Here is a 24,073-nt window from a genome sequence, read left to right on the forward strand (position 1 = left end):
GATTTTGTTCCAGTTATCCGTCTGGGTGGATGGCCATATATGGACCCTCGACCGGGCGGCCCCCGCTGCCCGCCGGAGACACACCATGATCGAACTGCGTCCTTTCGAAAGCCTTGGCGGTGCCAATCACGGTTGGCTCTATGCCAAGCACCACTTCTCCTTCGCCGGCTACCACGATCCGGCGCGGGTGCACTGGGGCAACCTGCGCGTCTGGAACGACGACACGATTGCGCCGGGCACCGGCTTTCCGCCGCACCCGCACGCCGACATGGAGATCGTCACTTACGTTCGCGAAGGCGCGATCACCCATGAGGACAGCCTGGGCAACAAGGGCCGGACCGAGGCCGGCGACGTCCAGGTGATGAGCGCGGGCACCGGCATCCGCCACTCGGAATACAACCTGGAGGAGGTGACGACCAAGATCTTCCAGATCTGGATCATCCCCACCCGCAGCGGCGATGCGCCGAGCTGGGGTGCGCGGCCCTTTCCCAAGGGTGAGCGCTCGGGCCGGTTCATCACCCTGGCCTCGGGCTATGACGGCGACGGCGATGCCCTGCCGATCCGCACCGATGCGCGGGTTGTGGCGGCCACGCTCAAGGCCGGCGAGACGGCAGAGTACCCGCTGGGCCGCGATCGCAAGGCCTATCTTGTTCCCGCGACCGGTCAGGTCCGTGTAGAAGGGGGCGAGAGCGACGGAGTCGAAGCGCGCGAGCGTGACGGCGTGGCCGTGAACGATGTCGAGGTCCTGCGCGTTACGGCGCTGGACGACAGCGAGATCGTCCTGGTCGACGCGGCCTGAAACCGATGAGAGAGGCGGACGTGCATGGCGCGTCCGCCGATCCCTGCAGTTCCCGAGGAGAGTGCCCATGTCCATCCGTTCCACCGACATCGAAGGTGTCGATTCCGTCATACTCCCGCCGGTCCGCGATCTTGGCGACGGCTTCAAGGTCCGCCGTGCATTGCCTTCCGCCCACCGTCGCATGGTCGGCCCGTTCATCTTCTTTGACCAGATGGGGCCGGCCGCCTTCGACAGCGGCGAGGGCCTCGACGTGCGGCCGCACCCGCATATCGGCCTCGCGACCGTGACCTACCTGCTGGAAGGCGAGATCCTGCACCGCGATTCGCTGGGATCGTTGCAGCCGATCCGGCCCGGCGAGGTCAACTGGATGACCGCGGGCAGCGGCATCGTCCACTCCGAACGCACTTCCGATGAAGTCCGCGCAAGCGGCGGCAAGCTGTTCGGCCTGCAGACCTGGGTCGCCCTCCCGCTCGACCGCGAGGAAGTCGATCCCGATTTCTCGCACTACAAGGCGGACCAGATCCCGGTGACCGAGGACGGCGGCACCCGGTTGACCCTCGTTGCCGGCAGTTCCGATGGGCTGGTCTCCCCGGTGAAGACGTTCTCGGACATGGTCTATGCCGATATCGTCATGGCCGAAGGCGCGCGCTACCAGGTGAAGGCCGAGCATATCGAACGGGCAGTCTATGTCGTTTCCGGCGAGGTCGAGGTGATCGGGCAGACCGGTTCCTTTTCCACCGGCGAACTCGTGGTGTTCCAGCCCGGCGCGGAAGTCGTGCTCAGGGCCAGGGGTGCGGCGCGGCTGATGCTGCTGGGCGGCGAGCCGTTCCCCGAGGGCCGCAACATTTTCTGGAACTTCGTGTCCTCCTCGCGCGACCGGATCGAGCAGGCCAAGGAAGACTGGAAGGCGCAGCGCTTCGCCCCTGTCCCGGGCGATAGCGAATTCATCCCGCTGCCGGCCTGACCGCCGCACACCGCAAGGGAGCATTGCACATGGCACATGGAACTGCCCGCATCGGCCGCGATCGCTATCGTACCGAGATCGAAGTGAGCGGTCACGCCCTCGTGGCGGACGAAGGGTCCGGGCTTGGCGGTACCAACACCGGACCGGCGCCCTACGACTATATCCTGGCCGGGCTCGGTGCCTGCACTGCGATCACGCTGCGCATGTATGCAGACCGCAAGGAATGGCCGCTCGAATCCGCCGATGTCGGCTTGCGGCTGGTGGGCGGCAAGGAGGGCGCGCATATCGAGCGGACCCTGACCCTTACCGGGGCGCTGAGCCAGGATCAGCGTGCCCGGCTGGCCGACATAGCCGAGCGCACGCCCGTGACGCTCACGCTCAAGAATGGCATCGGCATCGAGACCACGCTGGCCTGACCGGCGGCGCGCTGAGGAGCAGATCATGGCTGCAAGGGCATTCGATTTCACCGGAGCCAATGGACATCGCCTGTCCGGCCGTCTCGACGTGCCGGACGGCCGGGCCCGGGGCTGGGCGATCTTCGCGCATTGTTTCACCTGCGGGAAGGACAACCTGGCAGCGGTGCGCGTGGGCCGCGCGCTGGCGGCGCAGGGCATCGGCGTGCTGCGCTTCGACTTTGCCGGGCTCGGCGCCAGCGAGGGCGAATTCGCTGCCTCCAGGTTCAGCGCCGATGTCGCCGACCTGATCGCCGCCGCCGAAGTGATGACGGGCGAGGGCATGGCGCCTTCGCTGCTGATCGGTCACAGCATGGGCGGCGCGGCGGCGATTGCCGCAGCGGGCCGGATCGCCTCGGTGCGCGCAGTGGCGACGATCGGGGCGCCATTCTCGCTGCAGGTGGCGATGCACCATTTCGGCGACGAGGCGCTTCTGGCGCTGGAGCGCGACGGGGAGGCCGATGTCCATCTGGCCGGACGTCCGTTCCGCGTCGGCAAGTCGATGGTCGAGGAATTGCGCGCAACCGATCTCGGCGCGGCGCTCAAGGCCCTGCGCAAGCCGCTGCTGATCATGCATGCCCCCTTGGACGATACGGTGCCGCTGGCGCAGGCGACCAAGATCTTCACTGCGGCGCTGCATCCCAAGAGCTTCGTGACGCTGGACGATGCCGACCATCTGCTTACGCGCAAGGGGGATGCGGACTATGTTGCGGGCGTCGTGCTGGCCTGGGCGGCGCGCTATCTCGACCTGCCGCAAGCGGTTCCCGCACCGCGCCCGAGCGAGGACGTGCTGGCCGAAGAAACCGGGGTGGGCAAGTTCCAGCTGGCGATCTCGGCGGGCGGCGCGCGCTTCCTCGCCGACGAGCCGCGCAATGTCGGTGGGCTCGGCTCCGGCCCTTCGCCCTATGACCTGCTTTCTTCTGCGCTGGCGGCCTGCACGGCGATGACGCTGCGCCTCTATGCCGATCACAAGGGCCTGCCGGTCACGCGTATCCGCACGGCTGTCGGCCATCGCCGCGAGAACGGGCAGGCGCAGCCCGATGTCTTTACCCGCCGCATTGCGATCGAAGGCGAAATCGACTCCGAACAGCGCCAGCGGATGCTTGAGATGGCCGAACGCTGCCCGGTCCATCGCACGCTCGAGAAGGGCGCGCGCTTCGACACGGTGATCGGTGAGCCGCCCGCTGCGGCCGAACCGGAATCGGCCCATGCGGCCGACATGCAGGTGGCGGTGGACGCCCGGGACTGAGACCCGGGCGCTCCGTCCCATAGCCTCCGTTCAGTCGAGCAGTTCGCGGCGCAGCTTGGCGAAGTCCGCGTCGGTCAGTCCGACTTCCTGCTTCAGGTAGCCTTCGGTCCCGCCGTACTGCTGGTCGAGATAGGTGAAGAACTGCGCAAGGTGCGAGGCCCCGCTCGGCGTGTAGAGCGGCTGGACGACCTGCCGCTGCTTCTCGTCGCCCGACATGTACATCGCGACGATGGGATTGTTCGGATAGTCCTTAGGATCGACTTTGGGCATCTCGAACTGCGGGCGGCGCAGCGCGGTCGAGAGGTGGTAGTCCTTGAGGATCGTCTCGCGGTCGACGCCCAGCAGGTCGTAGATCAGCGCAGTGGCGATCCCGGTGCGGTCCTGCCCGGCCGAGCAGTGGTAGATCACCGCACCCTCATCCGCCAGCAGGCGGCGGAACAGCGAGCGGAACTGGGGCACGAGCATCTTTTCCATGCCCTTGTAGGTGTTCTCGCCATCGCCGGCGCCATAGGCCGCCAGTAGCGGCTTGAGCGAATAGTCGTTGGCAAGGAACAGGGCGCCGGTGCGATCGTCGACGAAGTCGGGCGCGACTTCGCGTTCTTCGATGGAGCGCAGGTCGACGACGCTGTCGATGTGAAGCTGGTCGATCAGGGCATAGTCGGCATCGGAAAGCAGCGGCATCGCCCCCGAACGGAACGCCTTGCCCCAGCGAACCTGATGGCCGTCTTTGGTTACATAGCCGCCGATGTCGCGGAAGTTGCTGCCCTGCTGCAGTGGCAGCACGCGCTCGGCAACGACGGTCGAGTGGCCGTTCTCACCAAGGAGGATGACGTAGCGACGCGCGTCGGCCGGGATTGCCAGCTTCACCTTGCGCTCCTTGGCGGTGGCGGTGACGCGCCGGTCGCCATCGTCGATGGTCGTGTCGGCGCTGATCCAGATCGAAGCCGGGGCTTCGTCGCCCCGATCAAGTTCGACGGTCTGCGCGTCGAGACGGGTGAGGGTCGCCATCTCCCGCGCGGACGCGGGAGAGGACGCCAGCACGGCGAGCGTGGCAATGAGGGCGGTGCAGGTGGTGTTACGCATGCGGATGTCTTTCTCGATCAGAAGCCGAAGCGCACGCCGAAGAGGTAGCGCGAACCGATGCGCTCTACTTCGGTCGGCGTTGCCGGGGTGTTGGCGTAGGCGATGTACGTTTCGTTGGTGAGGTTGGCGAGGTCGGCGAAGAGCGTGAAGTTCTCGTTCACCGCATAGCGCAGCGAAACGTCGAGGTTCTCGTAGCCCTGGCGGTATTCGCCGCTGCCAAGTCCGCCCAGCGTATCCAGCCAGTGCGAACGCCACTGGTAGCTGACGCGGCCGGAGAAACCGTACTTTTCATAGAACAGCGAGGCATTGGCGATCGTCTTCGACATGCCCTGGAAGGGAATGCCCTCCTGCGTGGGGGTATCGAAGTCGCCGTCGAGCAGGGTCAGGTTGCCCTGGAAGCCGAAGCCGTCGAGCGGTGCGGGCAGGAAGTCGAACTGCTTCTGCGCGTTGAACTCGACGCCGTAGAGCTTGCCGTGCTTGCCGTTGAAGGTGCCGCTGAGCAGGTAGCCCGAACGGTCGACGCCGCCGAAGCTGTAGAAGTCGGAGCCGACCGGCTGCTGGCTGGAGTACAGCACGTTGTCGACCCAGCGGGAGAAACCTGCAACCGAGAGCAGGCCGTTGCCCGGCAGGTAGTATTCGACGCTGGCGTCGAGGCCCCAGGTGTACTCTGGCTTGAGCAGCGGGTTGCCGCCGGTGATTTCGCCAGGCGATGCCGTATCGTTGATCGAGGCGCCGACGCGGATCGCGCCGTAGGCCGGGCGCGATACGCCGCGTTGCCCGGCAAGGCGCAGGACCACGTCGTTACTGGCCTCGTACTTGAGGTTGAGGCTCGGGAAGAAGTCGGTCCGGCTCTTGTGGAAGGTGAGCGGCGTGTAGGCGCCGTCCGAAAGGACCGAGCCGGAATTGTCGAGCACGTAGTTCTCGACGCGCAGGCCGGCAATCGCGGTCAGCGCACCGGTTTCGAGCTTGGCCGAGACATAGCCCGCGAGCGTCTTCTCGCGCTGGGCGTAGCGGTCGCTGGCCGGAATGTCGGCCGCGGGATCGTAGAGCCCTGCGGTTTCCAGCCTCGCGAGCAGGCTGTCGATGTCGCGGCGCATGGCGACATTGTCGACGTAGTTTAACTGCAGGCCGAGCGGGAAGTCGGTGTCCCAGGCCTTGTCGGTGACGTAGCTGTTCACGTCGAACGGCTGGCCGACCACCGAGCCGAGCGCGCCGAGGAACGTAAGGTTGGAGAACGAGAAGTTGTTCCCGGCTATGTCGCGGTCGGCATAGAGCCCGCCGCCCGAAAGGGTCAGGTCGCCCATCTCCTTCGAAAAGTCGACTTTGGCGGTGTAGCTGTCCGAGACCGTCTCCTGTCTGGCGCCGATCATGTAGGTACCGGCGACCGAGAGGCTGGCCTGGTTGAACGCGCCGCCGTTCAGCGAGACGATCGGGAAGTTCGGATTGCTGGCATCGTAGGAGAACGAGAGGTTGTCGGCTCCGCTGGTCGAGGACTGGACGAGCGGCAGGTAGCTGCTGTTTTCGGTGCGGGTGTAGTTGAGTTTCACCGCGGCCGTGAAACCGTCGAAGTCGTCGTACTCGCCGCCGATCGTGCCGATGTAGTTGCGATTGCGGTATTCGCCGTAGTTGAAGCTGCCGCGCATCGGTACGCCGGTCAGGTCGCCCGAAGAGAAGCCGCGGGTGCCGCCCGCTGCCTTGTCGAGCCGCAGTTCGTACTGGTTGCGCTGCTCGTCGTCGTTGAACTCGGAGAAGATCGCCTTGGCATAGATCCGCTGGCCCGCTTCGGGGCTGTATTCCACGGCCCCGAACAGGCCGTTGTTCCAGCGTTCGAGCTCGTACTGGCGGATGTCGAACTCGGTCGGGCCTTCGGCGTCGTAGGCTCCCACCTCGCGGTTGTCGGTAAGCTGCTTGCGGCGATAGTGCGAACCGCCCAGCACGAAGCCGAAGGTATCGTTGGACCATGAAAGCCGCAGCGAACCCTGGCGCTGCTCACCGCCGCCCAGGCCCATGAACCCATAGCCCAGATCGCCAGAGACGTGCAGGCCGCGCTGCTCCATCGGCGAATAGGTGCGCAGGTCGATCGTCGCGACGATGGCATCGGCCTGCATGTCAGAGGTCAGCGACTTGTTGACCACCATCTCCGAGAGCATCACCGCCGGGATCGCGTCGAAGCGGTATGCGCGGGTGTCGCCGCCTTCGTCGACGCCGACCATCGGGATGCCGTCGATGGAGACCGAGGTCCAGCGGTTGGGCGCGCCGCGCACCTGGATGTAGCGCTCCTGTCCCTGGTCGCGCTGCACGGCGACGGCGGGCAGGCGCGCCAGCGCGGCCGCGGCGTTCTGGTCGGGGAAGCGGCCCACTGCGTCGGCTGCGGCGATGTCGCTGAGATTGTCGGCCTTGCGCTTGGCTTCGACCGAGGCCTGCTGCGAGGCGAGGATGGTGCCGGTGACGATGATGGTGTTGCCGATTTCGCCGCCCGGGATCATGTCGTCCTGCGGCGAAACGCCCGCTTCGGCGGCGGCAAGGTCGGAAGCTCCGGAATCCGCGGCCCGCGCCATTCCGGCGCCGGATACTGCAATGGCCAGCGCGCTGGCGAGGCCCGCCGCGCGGTACGAAAGATGTTTCATCTGCTGGTCTTTCCCTGAAGTGATCTGTCTTCGGGGCGGCGCCTAGGAGGGGTTTGTGACAGGGCGCGAAAAGTTCAGGGACAGTTCGGTTTCAGATTTATAATAGTATTATGACAATTGCCTGTCCGACAGATGTCGGGAAGCTAACGATTTCCTCTGTTTACCAGTGGCTTGCGCCGTACATTCTGGCGGAGAGCGCCGACGCCATCGGGCGCCATTCTCGTAAAAATGATGTGGACTGCAAAAATGTGATGGCATTTGCACGATCGCGCGGAACCGGTTGAAAGCCAGCCGCGCCCGGCGCAGTATCGCCGCCTCCATGCAGCAGGTCACCACACTCCTTTCCATCGACACGCCCGGACGGGGCCTGACCGAAATCACGCGCGCAGTTGCCGAATGGCTTGCTGCACAAGGCGTGGATGAAGGGCTGCTGACCCTGCTGTGCCGTCATACCTCGGCGTCGCTACTGATCCAGGAGAACGCCGCCCGCGAAGTGCGCAGCGACCTGCTCGATTGGCTGGAGCGCCTTGCGCCTGAAGGCGATCACTACGCGCATGACGATGAGGGGCCGGACGACATGCCCGCGCACCTGCGCGCGACGCTGACCGGCGTGAACTTGTCGATCCCGGTGATCGGCGGGAGGATGGCGCTGGGCACGTGGCAGGGCATCTACCTTGCCGAGCACCGCCGCATGCCGCATCGCCGGCAAGTGGCGATCCACCTTCTGGGTCAATAGCCGAAAGGAGCCGGCAGGGATGGGAAAACATGAATCACCCGAGCGCGCGCAAGGCGGAGACCTCGTGCGCCGCCATCGCCTTTCGACCCGCCTCTGGCACTGGATCAATGCCGTCACCTTGCTCGTGATGCTGATGAGCGGTCTGATGATCTTCAATGCCCACCCGCGGCTCTACTGGGGCGAATACGGGGCGAACTTCGACCAGCCCTGGCTCAAGATCGGCACCCTGCAGAATACCCGGACCGGCGAGTACAGCGGGTTTCTGCAGGTAGGCGACGCGCGGGTCGACACCACCGGCGTCCTCGGCCTGTGGGAGGACGGCGACGGGCGCCAGCAACGCTATGCCTTCCCGCCCTGGGTGACGATCCCTTCGCGTTACAGCCTGGCCGGCGCGCGTATCTGGCACCTTGCCTTCGCATGGGTGCTGGCTCTCGGGTTGCTGGCGTACCTGCTCTGGTCGCTGGTCAACGGGCACTTGCGGCGCGACATCCATATCACCCGCAGGGAATGGAGCCCGCGGCACCTGTGGCAAGACGTGAAGCAGCACGCGCGCCTGCGTTTCCCGAAAGGCGCGGCGGCGCTGCGCTACAATGCCTTGCAGAAGCTCGCCTATGCCGGGGTCCTGTTCGGGTTGCTGCCCTTGATGATCGTCACCGGCCTTGCCATGTCGCCGGGCACCGATGCGTGGGCGCCCATCGTCACCGAACTGTTCGGCGGGCGGCAATCGGCGCGCTCGGTCCATTTCATCTGCGCCTTCCTGCTCGTGGCCTTCTTCGTCGTGCACATTGTCATGGTCGTGCTGGCCGGGCCCATCAACGAAGTGCGCTCGATGATTACCGGCAGGTACCGGCTGCCGAAGGAGAAAGGCCAATGAGCCGCCAGTTGATCCTTTCGCGCCGCACCCTGATCCGCACCGGGGTGGTCGGGACCGGCGGCCTGCTCCTGTCGGGCTGCGACAAGCTTTTCGAGAATCCCGCCTTCCGCTCCGCGCTCGAAAGCGGGGAAGACCTGCACAAGGCCAGCCAGCGCGCGCTGGGCCGCAATGCCCTTGCGCGTGAGTTCTCCGCCGGCGACATGTCGCCGGTGTTCCGCGCCAACGGCAGCCGCGAAGGCGCAGGCGAGGAATATCGCCGTCACCTTGCGCAGGGATTTGCGAACTGGTCGCTCAAGGTGGACGGGCTGGTCGAACGGCCGCTGGCGATCCCGCTCACCGCGCTGAGGCAATTGCCCCAGCGCAAGCAGATCACCCGGCACGACTGCGTCGAAGGCTGGAGCGCGATCGGTCAGTGGCAGGGGCCGCGCCTCGCCCAAGTCCTCGATCTCGCGCGGCTCAAGCCCGAGGCGCAGTACATCGTCTTCCACTGCGCCGATCTCTATCGCGGGCGGCCCTACTACGAATCCATCGATCTCGTCGATGCATTCCATCCCCAGACGATCCTGGCCTGGCAGATGAATGGCAGGCCGCTTGAGCAGCAGCACGGTGCGCCGCTGCGCCTGCGCGTCGAAAAGCAGCTAGGCTACAAGCACGCCAAGTTCGTGACCCGCATCGAGGCGCGCGCGTCGCTCGACGGGCTCTACGGCGGCAGGGGCGGCTATTGGGAGGACCAGGGCGCCTACGCCTGGTATGCCGGAATTTGACGCCTTGGCCCGTGACGTAATGAGGAGCGGGCCTATTCCTGCGTCTTCCCACTTGGTGTCCCCTCGAGGCCGCAAGGCTCCGGGCATGACCTCAGCCCTACGCAGGAGTAGTCCCCAGCAGTGATTTCCGCTCTCGACCTGTTTCGCATCGGCCTTGGTCCTTCGAGCTCCCACACCGTCGGCCCGATGCGCATTGTCACTGCGTTCCTCGTCGAACTGCGTGAACGCGGCAGGCTGGGCGAGGTAGCGCGGGTGCGCATTGGCCTGCAGGGATCGCTGGCGCTGACGGGGGAAGGGCACGGTACGCCGGATGCCTGCATCATCGGCCTGTGCGGCTACCGCCCGGAAACCGTCGATCCCCAGGAAGCCTACGCAGCCGTGGCTGACGTGCGCGAAACGGGCCGCGTCACGCTGCTGGGCGAGCGCGAGATCGGTTTCGATCCGCAAACGGACCTTGTCCTCGACTTCGCCTCCATGCCCGACCTCCATCCCAACGGCATGGTGCTATCCGCTTACGACGATGCCGGCGCACGGATCGACGAAGCGGATTTCTACTCGACCGGCGGCGGGTTCTTTTCCAGCCGCGCGCAGCTTGAGCAGACGGCGCGCAACGACCAGTTGATCTTCGGTCCGCCAGTACGCCTGCCATTCGGTTCCGGCGCGCAATTGCTCGAGATCTGCGCCCGCGAGGACATGGCGATCTGCGAAGTCGTCCTTGCGAACGAAGCGGCCTGGCGCCCCGAGGCGGAGACGTTGGCTGGCCTCGATGCGATAGCGCAGGCGATGAATGCCTGTATCGACCGCGGCCTGTCGCGCGAAGGGCATCTTCCCGGCGAACTCAAGGTGCGGCGCCGGGCGCGCGCCATTCATCAGAACCTGATTGCGCGGCCGCAGGACAATCAGGCCGAGACGCTGATGGACTGGCTCAACCTCTATGCCATGGCAGTTAACGAGGAGAACGCGTCGGGCGGCCGGGTCGTCACCGCGCCCACCAATGGCGCGGCGGGAATCATCCCCTCGCTGCTGCGCCAGTATTGCAGCGAGGGCAACAGTGCGATTGCCGCCAAGGCTCGCCGCTATCTGCTCACGGCAGCCGGGATCGGCATGCTCTACAAGCAGCGCGCCTCGATCTCGGGCGCGGAGATGGGCTGTCAGGGCGAGGTCGGCGTTGCCTGCTCGATGGCGGCCGCAGGGCTTGCGGCGGTCTGGGGCGGCACGCCCGAACAGGTCACCGCTGCGGCAGAGATCGGCATGGAACACAACCTTGGCCTCACCTGCGATCCGGTCGGCGGACTCGTCCAGATCCCGTGCATCGAGCGCAATGCCATTGCCGCGGTCAAGGCGGTCAATGCCGCCAAGCTCGCGCTACACGCAGGCGAAACGCCGCGCGTCTCGCTCGATCAGGTGATAGAGACGATGCGCCAGACCGGCGTCGACATGTCGAGCAAGTACAAGGAAACCAGCCAGGGCGGCCTCGCGATCAACGTCGTGGCCTGCTGAACGCGTAGCGCTGGACCCTTCGCCCGTTGCGGATAGGACCTTTCCCATCGCGCAACTTTAGTTCACGAATCCGCAATTGAGCCCGTCGATCCACAGAGCGGGCAAAAGATATCGCAAGGCAGCAATCAGGGGATAGCCAGCGAATGACAATCTTGAACATGGCGGCGGCTGCAGCGCAGCAGGATACCAGCCTGATCGACCGTATCACCAATATCTCGGACTTCATCTGGGGCGGCACCTGGGACGGGGCGATCGTCCTGCCTTTCCCGCCGATGGTCATCGTTCTGCTGGGCATCGGCCTGTACATGATGATCGGCCTGCGCTTCTATCCGCTGCGCAAGCTGGGCAATGCCTTTGCCGGCCTGTTTCGCAGCCGCAAGGGCGCCGGGTCGGGTGAAATCAGTCCATTTGCCGCACTTTCGACTGCGCTGTCCGGACAGGTCGGCACCGGCAACATGGCCGGCGTCGCCACCGCGCTTGCGCTGGGCGGTCCGGGCGCGATCTTCTGGATGTGGGTCACGGCCCTGATCGGCATGGCATTGGCCTTTGCCGAAGGTTCGCTGGCGATCCGCTTCCGCGAGAAGTCGCTGGAAGGCTACTGGCGCGGCGGCCCGATGACCTACATCGTGCGCGGCCTTGGCCCCAAGTGGACCTGGCTTGCGGTCATCTTCTGCATCGGCACGCTGATCTCGACCATCATCACCGGCAATGCCATCCAGGCGAACGCGGTGGCTGACGGCATGAACGAACTGTTCGGCATCGACGAATGGCTCGGCGGCCTGATTGCCGCGATCGCGGTCTTCGTGGTCATCATCGGCGGCATCAAGTCCATCGGTGCCGTCGCGGAGAAGATCGTGCCGTTCATGGCCGGGACCTATATCCTCATGGCCCTCATCGCGATCCTGCTCGACATCAAGGACATTCCGGAGACTTTCGGGCGCATCTTCGGCGGCGCTTTCTCGGGGCAGTCGGCGGTCGGCGGATTCGTCGGCGCCGGGATCATGCTTGCCCTGCGCGCCGGCGTTGCGCGCGGCCTGTTCTCCAACGAGGCCGGGCAGGGCACGACCCCGATGGCCCACGCCGTCGCCCAGACCGACGACCCGGAAGTGCAGGGCCGCATGGCGATGATGGGCACTTTCATCGACACCATCGTCATCTGCACCATGACCGCGCTGGTGATCCTTACCGTAGAGGGTAACTTCACCGGTGGCGGACATGCGGTGAAGCACGCATGGCAGTCCGACCTGACCGGCTTCGCGATGACTTCGGGGGCCTTCGCCGCGGCTTTCCCGGTACAGATCGGGGGTCTTGCGATTGGCAGTATCATCGCCTCGCTGGCGCTGATCCTCTTCGTTTTCTCCACCCTGCTGACATTCAGCTACTACGGCGAGCGCGCAATCACCTTCCTCTACGACAAGGTGCCCGGCGCCAGTGCGCGCGGTGAGAAGATCCTGCACTACATCTGGCGCGTGCTGTGGTGCTTTGCGGTGTTCATCGGCGCGAGCCAGCCGTTGCAGCTGGTGTGGCGTCTGGGCGACATCGCCAATGCGACGATGGCCGTGCCCAACCTGATTGCGCTGGCGGCGCTGTCAGGCGTGGTCTTCAGGCTCGCCCGGGGCGAGAAGGACGCAGGCCACGATCATCACGTGGCGATGCGCGAGGAATAAGGCCCCGGCTGCCCCGTTCATCCTTCGACAAGCTCAGGATGGGCGGGGGTAAGTCGATGGCGCAGCGAAAGGCAGCGGGCACACGGAGGCCCGCTCGCCCGGAGCCTGCCGAAGGGCGCTTGCGGCCCTCAGCCGACCAGTCGCAGGGCGCCCGCAAAACGCCCGGAGCCTGCCGAAAGGCGCCCGCAAAACGCCCGGAGCTTGCCGAAGGGCGCTTGCGGCCCTCTCAGCCGACCAGTCGCAGGGCGGTTTCCGTCTCGCGCAATGCGCGGGGCTGGTCGGGCCAGATGCCGCGGGTATCGTAGACCAGCTTGTCCGCACGCTCGGCCAGCGGCACGACGCGGAAGACATCGTGGTCGACCAGCACGATCAGGATGTCGCAGGCTTCCAGGGCATCGTCGATGTCGATCTGGCGCGCGCCGGTGCCGGTGAACTCGATCGGCAATTCGGCGGCATAGGGCTCGACGATATGGATGCGATCCCCGAACTTGCGGGCGAGGCGGCTGGCGACGAAACGCGCCGGGCTCTCGCGGAAGTCGTCTATGTTGGCCTTGAAAGCGAGGCCGAGGCAGGCGACTTTCGCGCCGGGATGCGCTTCGACCAGCGCCTCGGCCTTGGCGATCACGTGATGCATCTTGCCATCGTTGACGCCGCGCGCGGTGCGGATCAGCGGGGTCTCCTCCGGCGCGCCGTGGACGATGAACCAGGGGTCGACGGCGATGCAGTGGCCGCCCACGCCGGGGCCGGGTGACAGGATGTTCACGCGCGGGTGCCGGTTGGCAAGGCGGATCACTTCCCACACGTCGAGCCCCATGCGGTCGGCGACGATGGAAAGCTCGTTGGCGAAGGCGATGTTGACGTCGCGATAGGCGTTCTCGACCAGCTTCGTCATCTCGGCCGAGCGGGCATCGGTGGTGACGCATTCGCCGCGCACGAAGCGCTTGTAGAAGGCCAGCGCCTTGCGCGCGCAGCGCGGGGTGATGCCGCCGATCGAGCGGTCGTTGTTGGTCAGTTCTTCCAGGATGCGGCCGGGCAGCACGCGCTCGGGGCAGTAGGAAATCGAGATGTCGGGTATCTCGCCGGTGAGGCCGGGAATCTTGAGGTCGGGGCGCAGCCCGGCGATCAGGTCGCGCAGCTGTTCGGTCGTGCCGACCGGCGAAGTCGATTCCAGGATGATGACATCGCCCTGCTTCAGCACCGGGGCGATCGTGCGCCCGGCCGACAGGACATAGGAAATGTCGGGGGCGTGATCCTTGTCGAAGGGCGTGGGCACGGCAATGACGAAGACATCGGCTGGCGCCACTTGCGTCGAGGCGGACAGCAATCCGCGCGAAACGACGCCATGGACGAGCCCATCGAGATCGACTTCCTCGATGTGGATCTCGCCGCGATTGATCGTGTCGACGACCTTTTGAGAGACGTCGAGGCCCAGCACCCGGCATCCGGCGCGGGCGATCACGGCGGCAGTGGGAAGTCCGATATAGCCCAGTCCGACGACGCAGACCTCAGGCTTCTTGTCCGATTTCATTCGCTAGCAGCTCCACGATTCGGCGCGCGGATTGCCCGTCCCCGAAGGGATTGTGGGCGCGCGCCATGGCCTCGTAGGCCACGGTATCGTCGAGCAAGGTTGATATTTCGGTAACGATCGTCTCGGCTGAAGTTCCGACGAGTTTCGCGGTTCCCGCCTCCACGCCTTCGGGGCGTTCGGTGGTCTCGCGCATGACGAGGACCGGCTTGCCCAGCGCCGGGGCTTCCTCCTGCACGCCGCCGCTGTCGGTCAGCATGATCTCCGCGATATTGAGCAGGCGCGCGAAATGCGGATAGTCGAGCGGCTCGATCAGGGCGACGTTTTCCAGTCCGGACAGGCGATCGTTCATCACCCGCCGCACGTTGGGATTGAGGTGGACCGGGAAGATCACCGCCGTATCCGGACGCTCGGCGATGCGGCGGATGGCCGTGGCGATCTGCTCCATGCCCTCGCCGAAATTCTCGCGCCGGTGGCTGGTGACGCCGATGATCCGCTTGCCGGCGAATTTCGTTTCGAGGTCTGCCAATCCGGCGGCGAGATGGGGCTGGGCCTCGATCCGTGCGCTGACCCAGTGCAGCGCATCGATCACCGTGTTGCCGGTGACATGAACGCGCTGGGGATCGACGTTTTCCTTGACCAGTGCCGCGGCCGAGGTCTCGGTCGGCGCGAAGTGCAGGCTGGCCATCGCACCGATGATCTTGCGATTCACTTCTTCGGGCCAGGGATGGTAGATATTGTAGGAGCGCAGGCCCGCCTCGACATGGTCGACCGGAACCTTGCGGTAATAGGCGGCGAGCGCGCCGGCCATGGCAGTGGCGGTGTCGCCCTGCACGATGACCCGGTCCGGCTTCACCTGGTCCATGACCTTGCCGATGCCGGTCAGCAGGTTGGCGGTCAGTGCGTCGAGCGTCTGGTCGGGCTGCATGACGTCGAGATCGTGGTCGGGCACGATCCGTGCGATGTCGAGCACCTGGTCGAGCATCTGGCGATGCTGCGCCGAGACGCAGACCACGCATTCGAAGCGCGGATCGGCTTTCAGTGCATGGACGACGGGGAAGAGCTTGATCGCCTCGGGGCGGGTGCCGAAGATCACGAGAATGCGGGAAGTCTGGGTCATCGCGCCGGAAATAGCACCCTGTAGTTAACCTTGATCTAAGGCTCGCCTCGCGGCCCGGATCGGACACCATCCTGCGCGGCATTTGCGGCAGGCGCCATGCCGATACGGGAAGGTGACGACATTTTAATGCCTTACTGTACCATTTCGGCTGAAATGAACGTGCGCAAAGTCCTTGCTTTCGCTATAGTGCTGTCAGTTCGCAGGATGAAAATTGCGGTCATAACAAGATATAGTCATGGCGCGCCAATGTTACTTGGCGATGAATGTCACAATGTCCGTCTGTGCTGCCGCATAAAGAAACGGCAGCTTAAACAAGCCGCCGTTCAAGTTGTTCAGAGCCTACTGTGTAAACAGGCCCTTCGGGTCGCATCTCTAAGTAGATCATACGGGGCCGATTCGATCCAGTCGCAAAAGGCTGGGCGTAAACTATCTCCGTTTTCCATGGCTTTACGGATGTGATTGGCGCTGTGCCCAAGGCCTTCCCAGCCGAATCGCCGGCTCCAGGCGATTCGGCCGGTGGATGGCATCGCCCGGTTTGGCCCTTGTCGCCCAAGCGCGCTGGGTGCTTCTCGCGCCCGTACGACGACTGGCGGGGCGATGTCCGTGGTGGCTCGTGCCTCTCGCCTCGGTGGACAACCGGGGCTGGCCACTTGCTCCGGCGGCGCCCTTGGGGAATCAACCGGGCATGGCAATTCTGAGCGACAAGTGGATCCGCCAGCAGGCGCAGGAAAACGGCATGATCGAGCCTTTCGTCGAGGCACAGCGCCGCGACGGATGCATTTCCTATGGCCTGTCTTCCTATGGCTACGACGCGCGCGTCGCGCCGGAGTTCAAGATCTTCACCAATGTCGATTCGGCCGTGGTCGATCCCAAGGACTTCGCCGCGAACTCCTTCGTCGATCGTGAAACCGACGTCTGCGTGATCCCGCCCAATTCCTTCGCTCTGGCCCGCACGGTGGAATATTTCCGCGTGCCCAAGGACATCCTCGTGATTTGCCTGGGCAAGTCCACTTATGCCCGCTGCGGCATCATCGTGAACGTCACTCCGCTCGAACCCGGCTGGGAAGGGCACGTCACTCTCGAATTCTCGAACACGACGCCGCTGCCGGCCAAGATCTATGCCAACGAGGGCGCCTGCCAGTTCCTGTTCCTGAAGGGGAACGAGCCGTGCGAGACGAGCTATGCGGACCGCGCCGGCAAGTACATGGGTCAACGCGGTGTGACCCTGCCGCGCCTGTAAGGCGCGCCTTTCCGAATTTTCGTCCGAATCCGGGCCGCTTTTGGTCCGCTCGGCGCGTGCCTGCGTCCGGCCTTTTGCTGATTCGCCGCTCGAAGCGCGTGTGAAGCGCTCTCGGGGATAATTTTTTTCGCAGTGCAGCGAGGGGGCCGGTGGTTGCCTTTCGCCGACCCCCGCAAGCGCCAGTGTTTGCGGGGCTTTGCGGCCTGTTGGCAGATGCTTATTCGGCCTAACTATCTCATTCGAAATGTGAAGGATCTCCCCGAACGCGGCCGTGCTGGCTGTTGCAAAAATCCCATGAAAAACTATGTGAAGCCGTCCAAAGCGTGAGAGCGAGGATAACCAAGCACTGAAATGTGCTTTGGAGGGTGAAGGAATTTTTGAAGAAAGTTTGAGTAAGCCGGGCCACCGGGACGATCCGGAGGGCCCTAAACGAACGAGCGGCGATGACCGCCTGTTGCTGAGAAGTCCGCGGGCCGAAGACGGGCCCGCGATCTCGGCGCTGATCGCAGCATCGCCGCCGCTCGATACCAATTCCGCTTACTGCAACCTCCTGCAGTGCAGCGACTTCGCCGATACCTGCGTCGTCGCCGAGAGGGACGGCCAGATCGTCGGATGGATTTCCGGCTACCGGCCCCCTTCGCATCCCGAGCGAATCTTCGTCTGGCAGGTCGCCGTCGACGCTTCGGCGCGCGGCCTGGGTCTGGGCGGGCGCATGCTCGATGAACTGATTGCGCGCCCCGCCGTGAAGGGGGCGACCACGCTCACGACGACCGTGACCGAAACCAACGACGCTTCATGGGGCCTCTTCCAGGCCTTCGCGCGCCGCCATGGCGCCGAGCTGACCAAACAACCGCGCTTCGAGCGCGAGGCGCACTTCGCAGGTGCGCACGACACGGAATGGCAGGCGAGCATTTCGCCGCTGCCGTCCGCCCAATTCAACTGAACAGGGAAACACCTGAGATGATGACGACTCCCAAGCCGAGCGCCAAGACGCCTGATACCGCCATTTATGACCGCCGTGAATCCGGGGTGCGCAGCTACTCCCGTTCCATGCCGCGTCAGTTCAACCGCGCGCAGGGCGTCTGGATGCATGACAGCGAGGGCGGACGCTATCTCGACTTCCTGTCGGGCTGCTCCTCGCTCAACTACGGACACAACCATCCGGTGCTCAAGCAGGCGCTGATGGATTACATCGCCAGCGATGGCGTGACCCACGCGCTGGACCTGCACACCGATGCCAAGGCCGATTTCCTGCAGACCTTCGAGGACGTGATCCTGCGCCCGCGCGGCCTGGACTATCGCGCAATGTTCACCGGTCCGACCGGCACCAACGCCGTCGAGGCCGCGATCAAGCTGGCCCGCAAGGTCACCGGCCGCGAAATGGTGATCGCCTTTACCAACGGTTTCCACGGCATGACCCTGGGCGCGCTCGCCTGCACCGGCAATGCCGGCAAGCGCGGCGGCGCCGGCGTTCCGCTCAGCCACGTCAGCCATGAGCCGTTCGACGGCTACTTCGGCGACGAGGTCGATACCGCCGACCTGCTCGAACAGCGCCTTGCCGACCCGTCGAGCGGCCTCGATGCCCCGGCGGCATTCCTCGTCGAGACGGTGCAGGGCGAAGGCGGCCTCAATGCAGCGCGTCCGGAATGGCTGCGCAAGATCGCCGCGCTCGCCAAGAAGCACGGCGCGCTGATGATCGTCGACGACATCCAGGCCGGCTGCGGCCGTACCGGCGGCTTCTTCAGCTTCGAGGACATGGGCTTCACCCCCGATGTGGTCACCCTGGCCAAGTCGCTCTCGGGCATGGGTCTGCCCTTCGCGCTGACCCTGTTCCGCCCCGAACTCGACGTGTGGAACCCGGGCGAGCACAACGGCACTTTCCGCGGCAACAACCACGCCTTCGTCACCGCGACGGCGGCGCTGCGCGAATTCTGGGCCGATCCGTCCTTCGCCGACGACATCGCCCGCCGCGGCGGCATTCTCGAGCAGCGACTGGAACGCATTGCCCGCCGCCACGGTCTTTCGACCCGCGGGCGCGGCATGATGCGCGGCATCAATGTCGGCAGCGGGGAAGTGGCAGACAAGATTACCGGGGCCTGCTTCGATGAGGGCCTGATCATCGAGACCAGCGGCGCCCATGACGAGATCGTCAAGGTGCTCGCCCCGCTCGTCATCGACGACGAGACCTTCAACGCCGGCCTCGACATTCTCGAGGAAGCGATCGCCGAGGCGATCGCCCCCGTCGACGATGCGGACACGCGCTCCGAGCGCAAGCTCAACGTCGCCGCCTGAGGCCTGGAAGGCGGCCCCGCGCGGCCGCCCCTTGCCACGCGGCTTCCCATAAGAAACCAAGGAAAAATAATATGATCGTTCGTAAGCTCAAGGACATTCGCAAAAGCGACAAGCACGTCAAATCCGAAGGCTGGACCAGCGACCGCCTGTTGCTCAAGGATGACGGCATGGGCTTCTCGTTCCACGTCACGACCCTGTACGCCGGCGCGGAACTGCACATGCATTACCAGAACCACCTCGAGGCGGTGCTGATCCTCAAGGGCACCGGCACGATCGAGGACCTGGGTACCGGCGAGACCCACGAGCTGAAGCCGGGCGTGATGTATGCGCTCAACAACAACGACAAGCACATCGTCCGTCCCGAGACCGAGATCCTGTGTGCCTGCGTGTTCAACCCGCCCGTCACCGGCCGCGAGGTCCATGACGAGAGCGGTGCCTACCCCGCCGATGTCGACGCAGAGCGCGAACCCGCGCTTTCGGACTGAACGCAGACGGGGGTAGCAATGCAGGACCAATATCCGTCGCGATGCGCCGGGCAGCCCGAGCTGCTCGCGCGTCACGAACCTGTCGCGCGGCGTGCCTGGGAACCGGGCGCGCCGCTGACCGCCGAGCAGATCGAGCGGTTCGACCGGGACGGTTATCTCGTACTGGAAAACGTCTTTTCCGAAGCTGAAATTGCCGCACTCCAGGCCGAGACCGGCCGTCTTCTCTCCCATCCCGCCGGGCTGGAGGACGAGACCGTCATTTCCGAGCCGGACAGCCGCGAAGTCCGTTCGATTTTTCGCATCCACGGACAGAGCCGGATGATGGAGCGCCTGGCCGCCGACGAGCGGTTGGCGGGCGTCGCCAGCTACCTGCTCGACGACGAGGTGTACATCCACCAGTCGCGCCTCAACTACAAGCCGGGCTTCAAGGGCAAGGAATTTTTCTGGCACTCGGACTTTGAGACCTGGCACACCGAAGACGGCATGCCGTCGATGCGCTGCCTGTCGATGTCGGTGCTGCTGGCGGAAAACGATGCCAACAACGGCCCGCTCATGTTGATTCCGGGTTCGCAGCGGGTCTTCGTCAGCTGCGTCGGGGAGACGCCGGACGATCACTACAAGCACTCGCTGCGCAAGCAGGAGTTCGGCGTGCCCGATGAGTACAGCCTGGCCGAACTGGCCCACAGGCACGGCATCGATGCGCCTACCGGCAAGCCCGGCACGGTGATCCTGTTCGACTGCAACACCATGCATGGTTCGAACGGCAACATCACGCCGTTCCCCCGTTCCAATGCATTCTTCGTATTCAACGCGGTGAGCAATCGCCTCGTTGCTCCTTTCGGCGCGGAGAAGCCCCGCCCCGATTTCATTGCTGCCCGCAAGGTCGAGCCGATCCGGCCGGTCTCGGGCGAACTCATGGGAGTTGCCGCATGACTGCAGCCCATAGCGTCGAGAAAATCGGCGGTACCTCGATGGCCGCCACCTCTACCGTCTTCGACAATGTCCTCATCGCGGGACGCGAAGGCGCCGAGCTGTACAATCGCATCTTCGTCGTTTCGGCCTATGCCGGAATGACCGACCTCTTGCTCGAGCACAAGAAGTCGGGCGAGGCGGGCGTCTATGCCCACTTCTCGGCCAACGATGTCGAAGGTGGCTGGCAGGATGCGCTCGCCCGCGTGCGCGACGCCATGCATGAGCGCAATGCGCAGATGTTCGTCAGGCCGGAGAGCCTGCGCGAGGCGAACCGCTTCGTCGACGACCGTGTTGCCGCGCTCGATGCCTGCCTCGACGATCTCGACCGCCTGCGCTCGCATGGCCGGTTCTGTCTCAAGGAGCAAATGGTCACCGTGCGCGAAATGCTTGCCGGTCTCGGCGAAGCGCATTCCGCGCACTCGACTGCGCTGCTGCTGCGCGACCGGGGCGTGAACGCGGTCTTCGTCGACCTCACCACCTGGAACCATGACGAGCTTGCCAGCCTCGACGACCAGATCCTCAAGGCGCTCGAGCCGATCGACCTGGCGACGCAGATGCCGATCGTCACCGGCTATGCCGGCTGCGAAGGCGGCATGGTGCGCCGCTATGCCCGCGGCTATTCGGAAATGACCTTCTCGCGCATCGCGGTGCTGACCGAGGCGCGGGAGGCGATCATCCACAAGGAGTTCCACCTTTCCAGCGCCGACCCCAAGCTCGTCGGCACCGGCAAGGCCCGCAAGATCGGCCGCACCAACTACGATGTGGCCGACCAGCTCGCGAACCTGGGCATGGAAGCGATCCACCCGCGCGCAGGCCGCGGCCTGCGCCAGTCGGAAATCCCGCTGCGCGTGCGCAACACCTTCGACCGCGAGGACGAAGGCACGCTCATCCGCGGCAACTATGTGTCCGACAAGCCGCGCGTCGAGATCGTCACCGGGCTCCAGACCGTCCACGCCCTGCAGTTCTTCGAGCAGGACATGGTCGGCGAGAAGGGCTACGACGCCGCGATACTCGAAACCCTCACCAAGCACGGGGCGTGGATCGTCAGCAAGAGCTCGAACGCCAACACGATCACCCATTACCTGAGCGGTATCGCCGCAGCGAAGATGGAGCGTATCGTTACCGACCTTGAGCGTGCCTATCCGGGTGCGGTAATCACTTCGCAGCCGGTGGCGATGGTTTCGGCGATCGGCAGCGACCTGTCCGAACCGGGCCTCGTCCCCCACGCGCTTGCGGCCTTGATGGACGCCGAAGTGGACGTGCTCGCGATGCAGCACCAGATCCGCAACGTCGACGTGCAGTTCATCATCCACTCGCACGATTTCGACGCGGCGATCCGCGCTCTCCACGGGGCGCTCGTCGAGGACGCCGGACGACTGGGCCAGCGCGCCGCAGCCTGACGGGCTCTGCCTGTCAGGGCGGCGGGCTGGGCACTTCCAGTCGGGCGATCAATCCGCCGCCCGGCGCAGCGGCGAACGAGAGCCCGCCGTGGAAGCGCATCATCAGCCGGTGCGCCGTGGGAATACCCAGGCCGAAGCCCCTCGTGTCGCGCTGACGGGCTTCGTCGAGACGGAAGAAGGGGTCGAGGATCGCCTCGAAATAGTCGGGCGGGATCCCCGGCCCTTCGTCTTCGATAATCACCGCGTGACGCCCGTTCTCTTCCACCAGTGAAACTCGGGCCCGCTTGCCGAAGTGCACGGCGTTCTCGACGAGGGCGCATATGGCGAGCGCCAGCGGCTCACGGTAGGTGCGCGCGGTGGAACGACCGTGCATTTCCAGGCTCGCGCGGTTGCCGAACCCGGCGAGGAGGTCGGCGAGATACGACGCAAGGTCGATGCTCTCCGGCTCAGCGGAGAGGTGTTGCGCGCGCAGGAAGCGCTGCAGCGAGGCCAGCAGGTCCTCCATTTCATCGACGCTCTCGCGCATCAGCGCGGCGATTTCCGGATCGTCGATCAGGTCGCTGGCGACTTTTTGGCGTGATAGCGGCGTGCGCAAATCGTGGCTGATCGCCTCGAAGGAAAGCGCCTGGTCGCGCAGCAGGCGTTCGATGCGCGCCTGCATGACATTCATGGCATGGCCCAGATTGCGCAAGTCCTTGGGGCCGCCTTCGCGGATCGGCACCTGCCGTCCCTGACCGATCGCTTCGGCGGCATCGGCCAGCCGTCGCAAGGGGCGCGTCAGCAGATGCAGCGCGCCCAGGCCCAGCGCCAGGCAGGCAAGCGTCGTCGCCAGTGTCAGCGCGGTCGCGCGCAGGGCGACCGGCCACATCGAACTGATGTCGCGCGAGCGGAAGTTGAGCCAGCCCTTCTCGCCCAGCCGGATCGAGCCGATCAGGTCCCGTCCGCCGCCGGACGCGCGCGTCGTTGCAAGGTTCAGCGAACGATTGGCGAGTGAGGGCTCCCATTCCACGATGCGTGCGGCAATCGCCATGAGCGCGGCATCGCCCGTCGGCGCGGCGACCAGCGGAGCCGTTGCCACCCGGGCGGAGAGGTGCCGCGTCGTCATGCTCTCGGCAAGGCGCGAGGGATCGAGCGCATGCACCCTGTCGCTCACCACCAGCAGCTCGGCCACGCGCCGCGCATGATCGTCGCGAAGCGTCTGGCGATCGATCGCGCTGTAGAACAGCAGGCTCGCGCCCAGCTGCACCAGTGCAAGGACGAGGAACACGACCGCCACGTAGGCTGCAAGACGGGTAGGGACTGGGCGGGCCACTGATCTCGATCCTCTCTCGGCCGGTTCGCCTTTTGCGCGGCTACCGATGCTTGTCATGTGCTGGCTTCCACCCCGCGCCATGCAGGTCAATCGCCAAGCGCGGCCAGCAACGATTTGAAACCCGGCAAACGTCCGACGCGCCGGAAACGAAACCTCCGGTTGACGAGCGGCCATTTTCGCGTAAAGGCCCGGGGCTCCGGCAGGCCGGGCGGTTAGCTCAGTTGGTAGAGCATCTCGTTTACACCGAGAGGGTCGGGGGTTCGAGCCCCTCACCGCCCACCACTTTCCTCAAGTTTAAGTTCATCGCGCGGTGCCGTTGGCACGCTGTCCATGCTGCTTGTCTTGGTGGGGCAGGAGGAGGTGGTCAGCCCGGAAGGCCGATGGCGCAGGGCCTTCTCCTCCCTCCGCCGAGAGCCTACTTGGCCTCGGCGATCAGCTTGAGCGCCTCCGGGCTCGTCCAGTCGTTGCCGCCGGTGTAGCGCCAGACTTCCTTGCCCTTGCTGTCGAACAGCACCGTCACCGGCAGGTTGCCGCCGTACTGGAAGCCGAGGTCGCCGTTGTCGTCGACCCATGGCTGGATGTGGTCCAGCTTGCGGCGGCGCAGGATTTCCACGGCCTTGTCCGATTGGCCCATGTCCTGCGAGATCGGCAGGACGGCGACGCCGGTCTCGTCTTCGCGGGCGATCAGGGCGTTCAGCGTCGGCATTTCCTCGATGCAGGGCGCACACCAGGTGGCCCACAGGTTGATCAGCAGCGGCTTGCCCCTGAACGAGGCAAGGTCGAGCGTTTCGCCGGTATTGTCGACCAGCGTGATTACCGGCATCGGATCGCCCTTGTGCGAGCGATCCAGCTTTTTCGAGGCGGCCTGGGCCGGCGCGGCAGATTCGGCAGGCGCCTGCGAAGCCTGCGGTTGCGACTCCCCTTCGCTTTGCCTATCGCAGCCCGCGGCCAGCAGGGCGCCAGTAAGGACGAGACACTTGAGCGATCGGGAAGACAGCAAGATGGGAGGCTC

At 65.2% G+C, this 24,073-nt stretch carries 21 protein-coding genes and 1 tRNA gene; 16 read left to right on the top strand and 6 right to left on the bottom strand.

The genetic code is table 11. The annotated features are described in order from the left end of the window. Positions 1-85 precede the first annotated feature (85 nt). From J3474_RS05495 to J3474_RS05510, 4 genes are all read left to right on the top strand, one after another. Positions 86-799, top strand: coding sequence for a pirin family protein (locus tag J3474_RS05495; RefSeq protein WP_013831849.1), 714 nt, complete (start codon positions 86-88; stop codon positions 797-799). Positions 800-866: 67 nt separating this feature from the next. Further along, on the top strand, positions 867-1,763 hold the full coding sequence (locus J3474_RS05500; RefSeq protein ID WP_038575894.1) for a pirin family protein: 897 nt from the start codon (positions 867-869) through the stop codon (positions 1,761-1,763). Positions 1,764-1,792: 29 nt separating this feature from the next. Further along, the gene (locus tag J3474_RS05505; RefSeq protein ID WP_207093360.1) at positions 1,793-2,179 is read left to right on the top strand and encodes an OsmC family protein; all 387 of its coding nucleotides are present in this window, start codon (positions 1,793-1,795) and stop codon (positions 2,177-2,179) included. Positions 2,180-2,204: 25 nt separating this feature from the next. Further along, positions 2,205-3,464: a bifunctional alpha/beta hydrolase/OsmC family protein gene (locus J3474_RS05510; protein WP_013831852.1), complete on the top strand. Its 1,260-nt coding sequence runs from the start codon at positions 2,205-2,207 to the stop codon at positions 3,462-3,464. A 30-nt stretch (positions 3,465-3,494) separates the two neighbouring features. On the opposite strand, the gene J3474_RS05515 is transcribed toward J3474_RS05510, so the two are convergent. After that, entirely contained in the window at positions 3,495-4,547 is a 1,053-nt protein-coding gene (locus J3474_RS05515) for a tyrosine-protein phosphatase (protein ID WP_207093361.1), read from the bottom strand. Between the two features lie 17 nt (positions 4,548-4,564). Further along, entirely contained in the window at positions 4,565-7,174 is a 2,610-nt protein-coding gene (locus J3474_RS05520) for a TonB-dependent receptor (protein WP_207093362.1), read from the bottom strand. 319 nt (positions 7,175-7,493) lie between these two features. Between J3474_RS05520 and J3474_RS05525 the strand changes: the two genes are divergently transcribed. The 5 genes from J3474_RS05525 (at position 7,494) to J3474_RS05545 (ending at position 12,715) form a co-directional block, all read left to right on the top strand. Beyond that, positions 7,494-7,910, top strand: coding sequence for a secondary thiamine-phosphate synthase enzyme YjbQ (locus J3474_RS05525; protein WP_013831856.1), 417 nt, complete (start codon positions 7,494-7,496; stop codon positions 7,908-7,910). Between the two features lie 19 nt (positions 7,911-7,929). After that, positions 7,930-8,784 carry a cytochrome b/b6 domain-containing protein gene (locus J3474_RS05530; RefSeq protein WP_207093363.1) on the top strand — a complete coding sequence of 285 codons (855 nt, stop codon included), beginning with the start codon at positions 7,930-7,932 and terminating at the stop codon, positions 8,782-8,784. Next, entirely contained in the window at positions 8,781-9,548 is a 768-nt protein-coding gene (locus tag J3474_RS05535; RefSeq protein ID WP_007013013.1) for a molybdopterin-dependent oxidoreductase, read from the top strand. The genes J3474_RS05530 and J3474_RS05535 overlap by 4 nt, the downstream gene beginning before the upstream one ends. Positions 9,549-9,668: 120 nt before the next feature. Continuing rightward, entirely contained in the window at positions 9,669-11,048 is a 1,380-nt protein-coding gene (locus J3474_RS05540; RefSeq protein ID WP_207093364.1) for an L-serine ammonia-lyase, read from the top strand. A 158-nt stretch (positions 11,049-11,206) separates the two neighbouring features. Continuing rightward, entirely contained in the window at positions 11,207-12,715 is a 1,509-nt protein-coding gene (locus J3474_RS05545; RefSeq protein WP_207093595.1) for a sodium:alanine symporter family protein, read from the top strand. Between the two features lie 226 nt (positions 12,716-12,941). Here J3474_RS05545 and wecC read toward each other — a convergent pair whose 3' ends face one another. Both wecC and wecB read right to left on the bottom strand, forming a co-directional pair. Further along, positions 12,942-14,243, bottom strand: coding sequence for a UDP-N-acetyl-D-mannosamine dehydrogenase (gene wecC / locus J3474_RS05550; RefSeq protein ID WP_207093365.1), 1,302 nt, complete (start codon positions 14,241-14,243; stop codon positions 12,942-12,944). Continuing rightward, positions 14,221-15,360, bottom strand: coding sequence for a non-hydrolyzing UDP-N-acetylglucosamine 2-epimerase (gene wecB / locus J3474_RS05555; protein ID WP_207093366.1), 1,140 nt, complete (start codon positions 15,358-15,360; stop codon positions 14,221-14,223). The genes wecC and wecB overlap by 23 nt, the downstream gene beginning before the upstream one ends. A gap of 685 nt (positions 15,361-16,045) precedes the next feature. Here wecB and dcd point away from each other — a divergent pair. The 6 genes from dcd to J3474_RS05585 all read left to right on the top strand — a co-directional run bounded on the left by dcd (position 16,046) and on the right by J3474_RS05585 (position 21,749). After that, positions 16,046-16,600: a dCTP deaminase gene (gene dcd, locus J3474_RS05560; protein ID WP_007013018.1), complete on the top strand. Its 555-nt coding sequence runs from the start codon at positions 16,046-16,048 to the stop codon at positions 16,598-16,600. Positions 16,601-17,054: 454 nt separating this feature from the next. Continuing rightward, complete coding sequence (gene ectA, locus J3474_RS05565) at positions 17,055-17,543, top strand: diaminobutyrate acetyltransferase (protein ID WP_013831864.1); 489 nt, start codon at positions 17,055-17,057, stop codon at positions 17,541-17,543. 17 nt (positions 17,544-17,560) lie between these two features. Beyond that, positions 17,561-18,892, top strand: coding sequence for a diaminobutyrate--2-oxoglutarate transaminase (ectB, locus tag J3474_RS05570; RefSeq protein ID WP_207093367.1), 1,332 nt, complete (start codon positions 17,561-17,563; stop codon positions 18,890-18,892). 71 nt (positions 18,893-18,963) lie between these two features. Next, positions 18,964-19,377: an ectoine synthase gene (locus J3474_RS05575; protein WP_207093368.1), complete on the top strand. Its 414-nt coding sequence runs from the start codon at positions 18,964-18,966 to the stop codon at positions 19,375-19,377. A gap of 18 nt (positions 19,378-19,395) precedes the next feature. After that, a complete protein-coding gene (gene thpD, locus J3474_RS05580) occupies positions 19,396-20,310 on the top strand; it encodes an ectoine hydroxylase (protein ID WP_013831867.1) in 915 nt (304 codons plus the stop codon). After that, positions 20,307-21,749, top strand: a complete 1,443-nt coding sequence (locus J3474_RS05585) for an aspartate kinase (RefSeq protein ID WP_207093369.1) — start codon at positions 20,307-20,309, stop codon at positions 21,747-21,749. The genes thpD and J3474_RS05585 overlap by 4 nt, the downstream gene beginning before the upstream one ends. A gap of 13 nt (positions 21,750-21,762) precedes the next feature. Here J3474_RS05585 and J3474_RS05590 read toward each other — a convergent pair whose 3' ends face one another. Beyond that, entirely contained in the window at positions 21,763-23,061 is a 1,299-nt protein-coding gene (locus J3474_RS05590; protein WP_207093370.1) for a HAMP domain-containing sensor histidine kinase, read from the bottom strand. 206 nt (positions 23,062-23,267) lie between these two features. Between J3474_RS05590 and J3474_RS05595 the strand changes: the two genes are divergently transcribed. Beyond that, positions 23,268-23,343, top strand: a tRNA-Val gene (locus J3474_RS05595). Positions 23,344-23,476: 133 nt separating this feature from the next. Here J3474_RS05595 and J3474_RS05600 read toward each other — a convergent pair. Beyond that, positions 23,477-24,061, bottom strand: a complete 585-nt coding sequence (locus J3474_RS05600) for a TlpA disulfide reductase family protein (RefSeq protein WP_007013026.1) — start codon at positions 24,059-24,061, stop codon at positions 23,477-23,479. Between the last annotated feature and the right edge of the window lie 12 nt (positions 24,062-24,073).

The organism is Novosphingobium sp. PY1 (genome assembly GCF_017312445.1).
Taxonomy (GTDB): Bacteria; Pseudomonadota; Alphaproteobacteria; order Sphingomonadales; family Sphingomonadaceae; genus Novosphingobium.

What these genes read in the sequence shown, in the direction of transcription:
- J3474_RS05495 (WP_013831849.1), top strand. Translation starts at nt 86, where the DNA reads ATGATCGAACTGCGTCCTTTCGAAAGCCTTGGCGGTGCCAATCACGGT.
- J3474_RS05500 (WP_038575894.1), top strand. Translation starts at nt 867, where the DNA reads ATGTCCATCCGTTCCACCGACATCGAAGGTGTCGATTCCGTCATACTC.
- J3474_RS05505 (WP_207093360.1), top strand. Translation starts at nt 1,793, where the DNA reads ATGGCACATGGAACTGCCCGCATCGGCCGCGATCGCTATCGTACCGAG.
- J3474_RS05510 (WP_013831852.1), top strand. Translation starts at nt 2,205, where the DNA reads ATGGCTGCAAGGGCATTCGATTTCACCGGAGCCAATGGACATCGCCTG.
- J3474_RS05515 (WP_207093361.1), bottom strand. Translation starts at nt 4,547, where the DNA reads ATGCGTAACACCACCTGCACCGCCCTCATTGCCACGCTCGCCGTGCTG.
- J3474_RS05520 (WP_207093362.1), bottom strand. Translation starts at nt 7,174, where the DNA reads ATGAAACATCTTTCGTACCGCGCGGCGGGCCTCGCCAGCGCGCTGGCC.
- J3474_RS05525 (WP_013831856.1), top strand. Translation starts at nt 7,494, where the DNA reads ATGCAGCAGGTCACCACACTCCTTTCCATCGACACGCCCGGACGGGGC.
- J3474_RS05530 (WP_207093363.1), top strand. Translation starts at nt 7,930, where the DNA reads ATGGGAAAACATGAATCACCCGAGCGCGCGCAAGGCGGAGACCTCGTG.
- J3474_RS05535 (WP_007013013.1), top strand. Translation starts at nt 8,781, where the DNA reads ATGAGCCGCCAGTTGATCCTTTCGCGCCGCACCCTGATCCGCACCGGG.
- J3474_RS05545 (WP_207093595.1), top strand. Translation starts at nt 11,207, where the DNA reads ATGGCGGCGGCTGCAGCGCAGCAGGATACCAGCCTGATCGACCGTATC.
- wecC (WP_207093365.1), bottom strand. Translation starts at nt 14,243, where the DNA reads ATGAAATCGGACAAGAAGCCTGAGGTCTGCGTCGTCGGACTGGGCTAT.
- wecB (WP_207093366.1), bottom strand. Translation starts at nt 15,360, where the DNA reads ATGACCCAGACTTCCCGCATTCTCGTGATCTTCGGCACCCGCCCCGAG.
- dcd (WP_007013018.1), top strand. Translation starts at nt 16,046, where the DNA reads ATGGCAATTCTGAGCGACAAGTGGATCCGCCAGCAGGCGCAGGAAAAC.
- ectB (WP_207093367.1), top strand. Translation starts at nt 17,561, where the DNA reads ATGATGACGACTCCCAAGCCGAGCGCCAAGACGCCTGATACCGCCATT.
- J3474_RS05575 (WP_207093368.1), top strand. Translation starts at nt 18,964, where the DNA reads ATGATCGTTCGTAAGCTCAAGGACATTCGCAAAAGCGACAAGCACGTC.
- thpD (WP_013831867.1), top strand. Translation starts at nt 19,396, where the DNA reads ATGCAGGACCAATATCCGTCGCGATGCGCCGGGCAGCCCGAGCTGCTC.
- J3474_RS05585 (WP_207093369.1), top strand. Translation starts at nt 20,307, where the DNA reads ATGACTGCAGCCCATAGCGTCGAGAAAATCGGCGGTACCTCGATGGCC.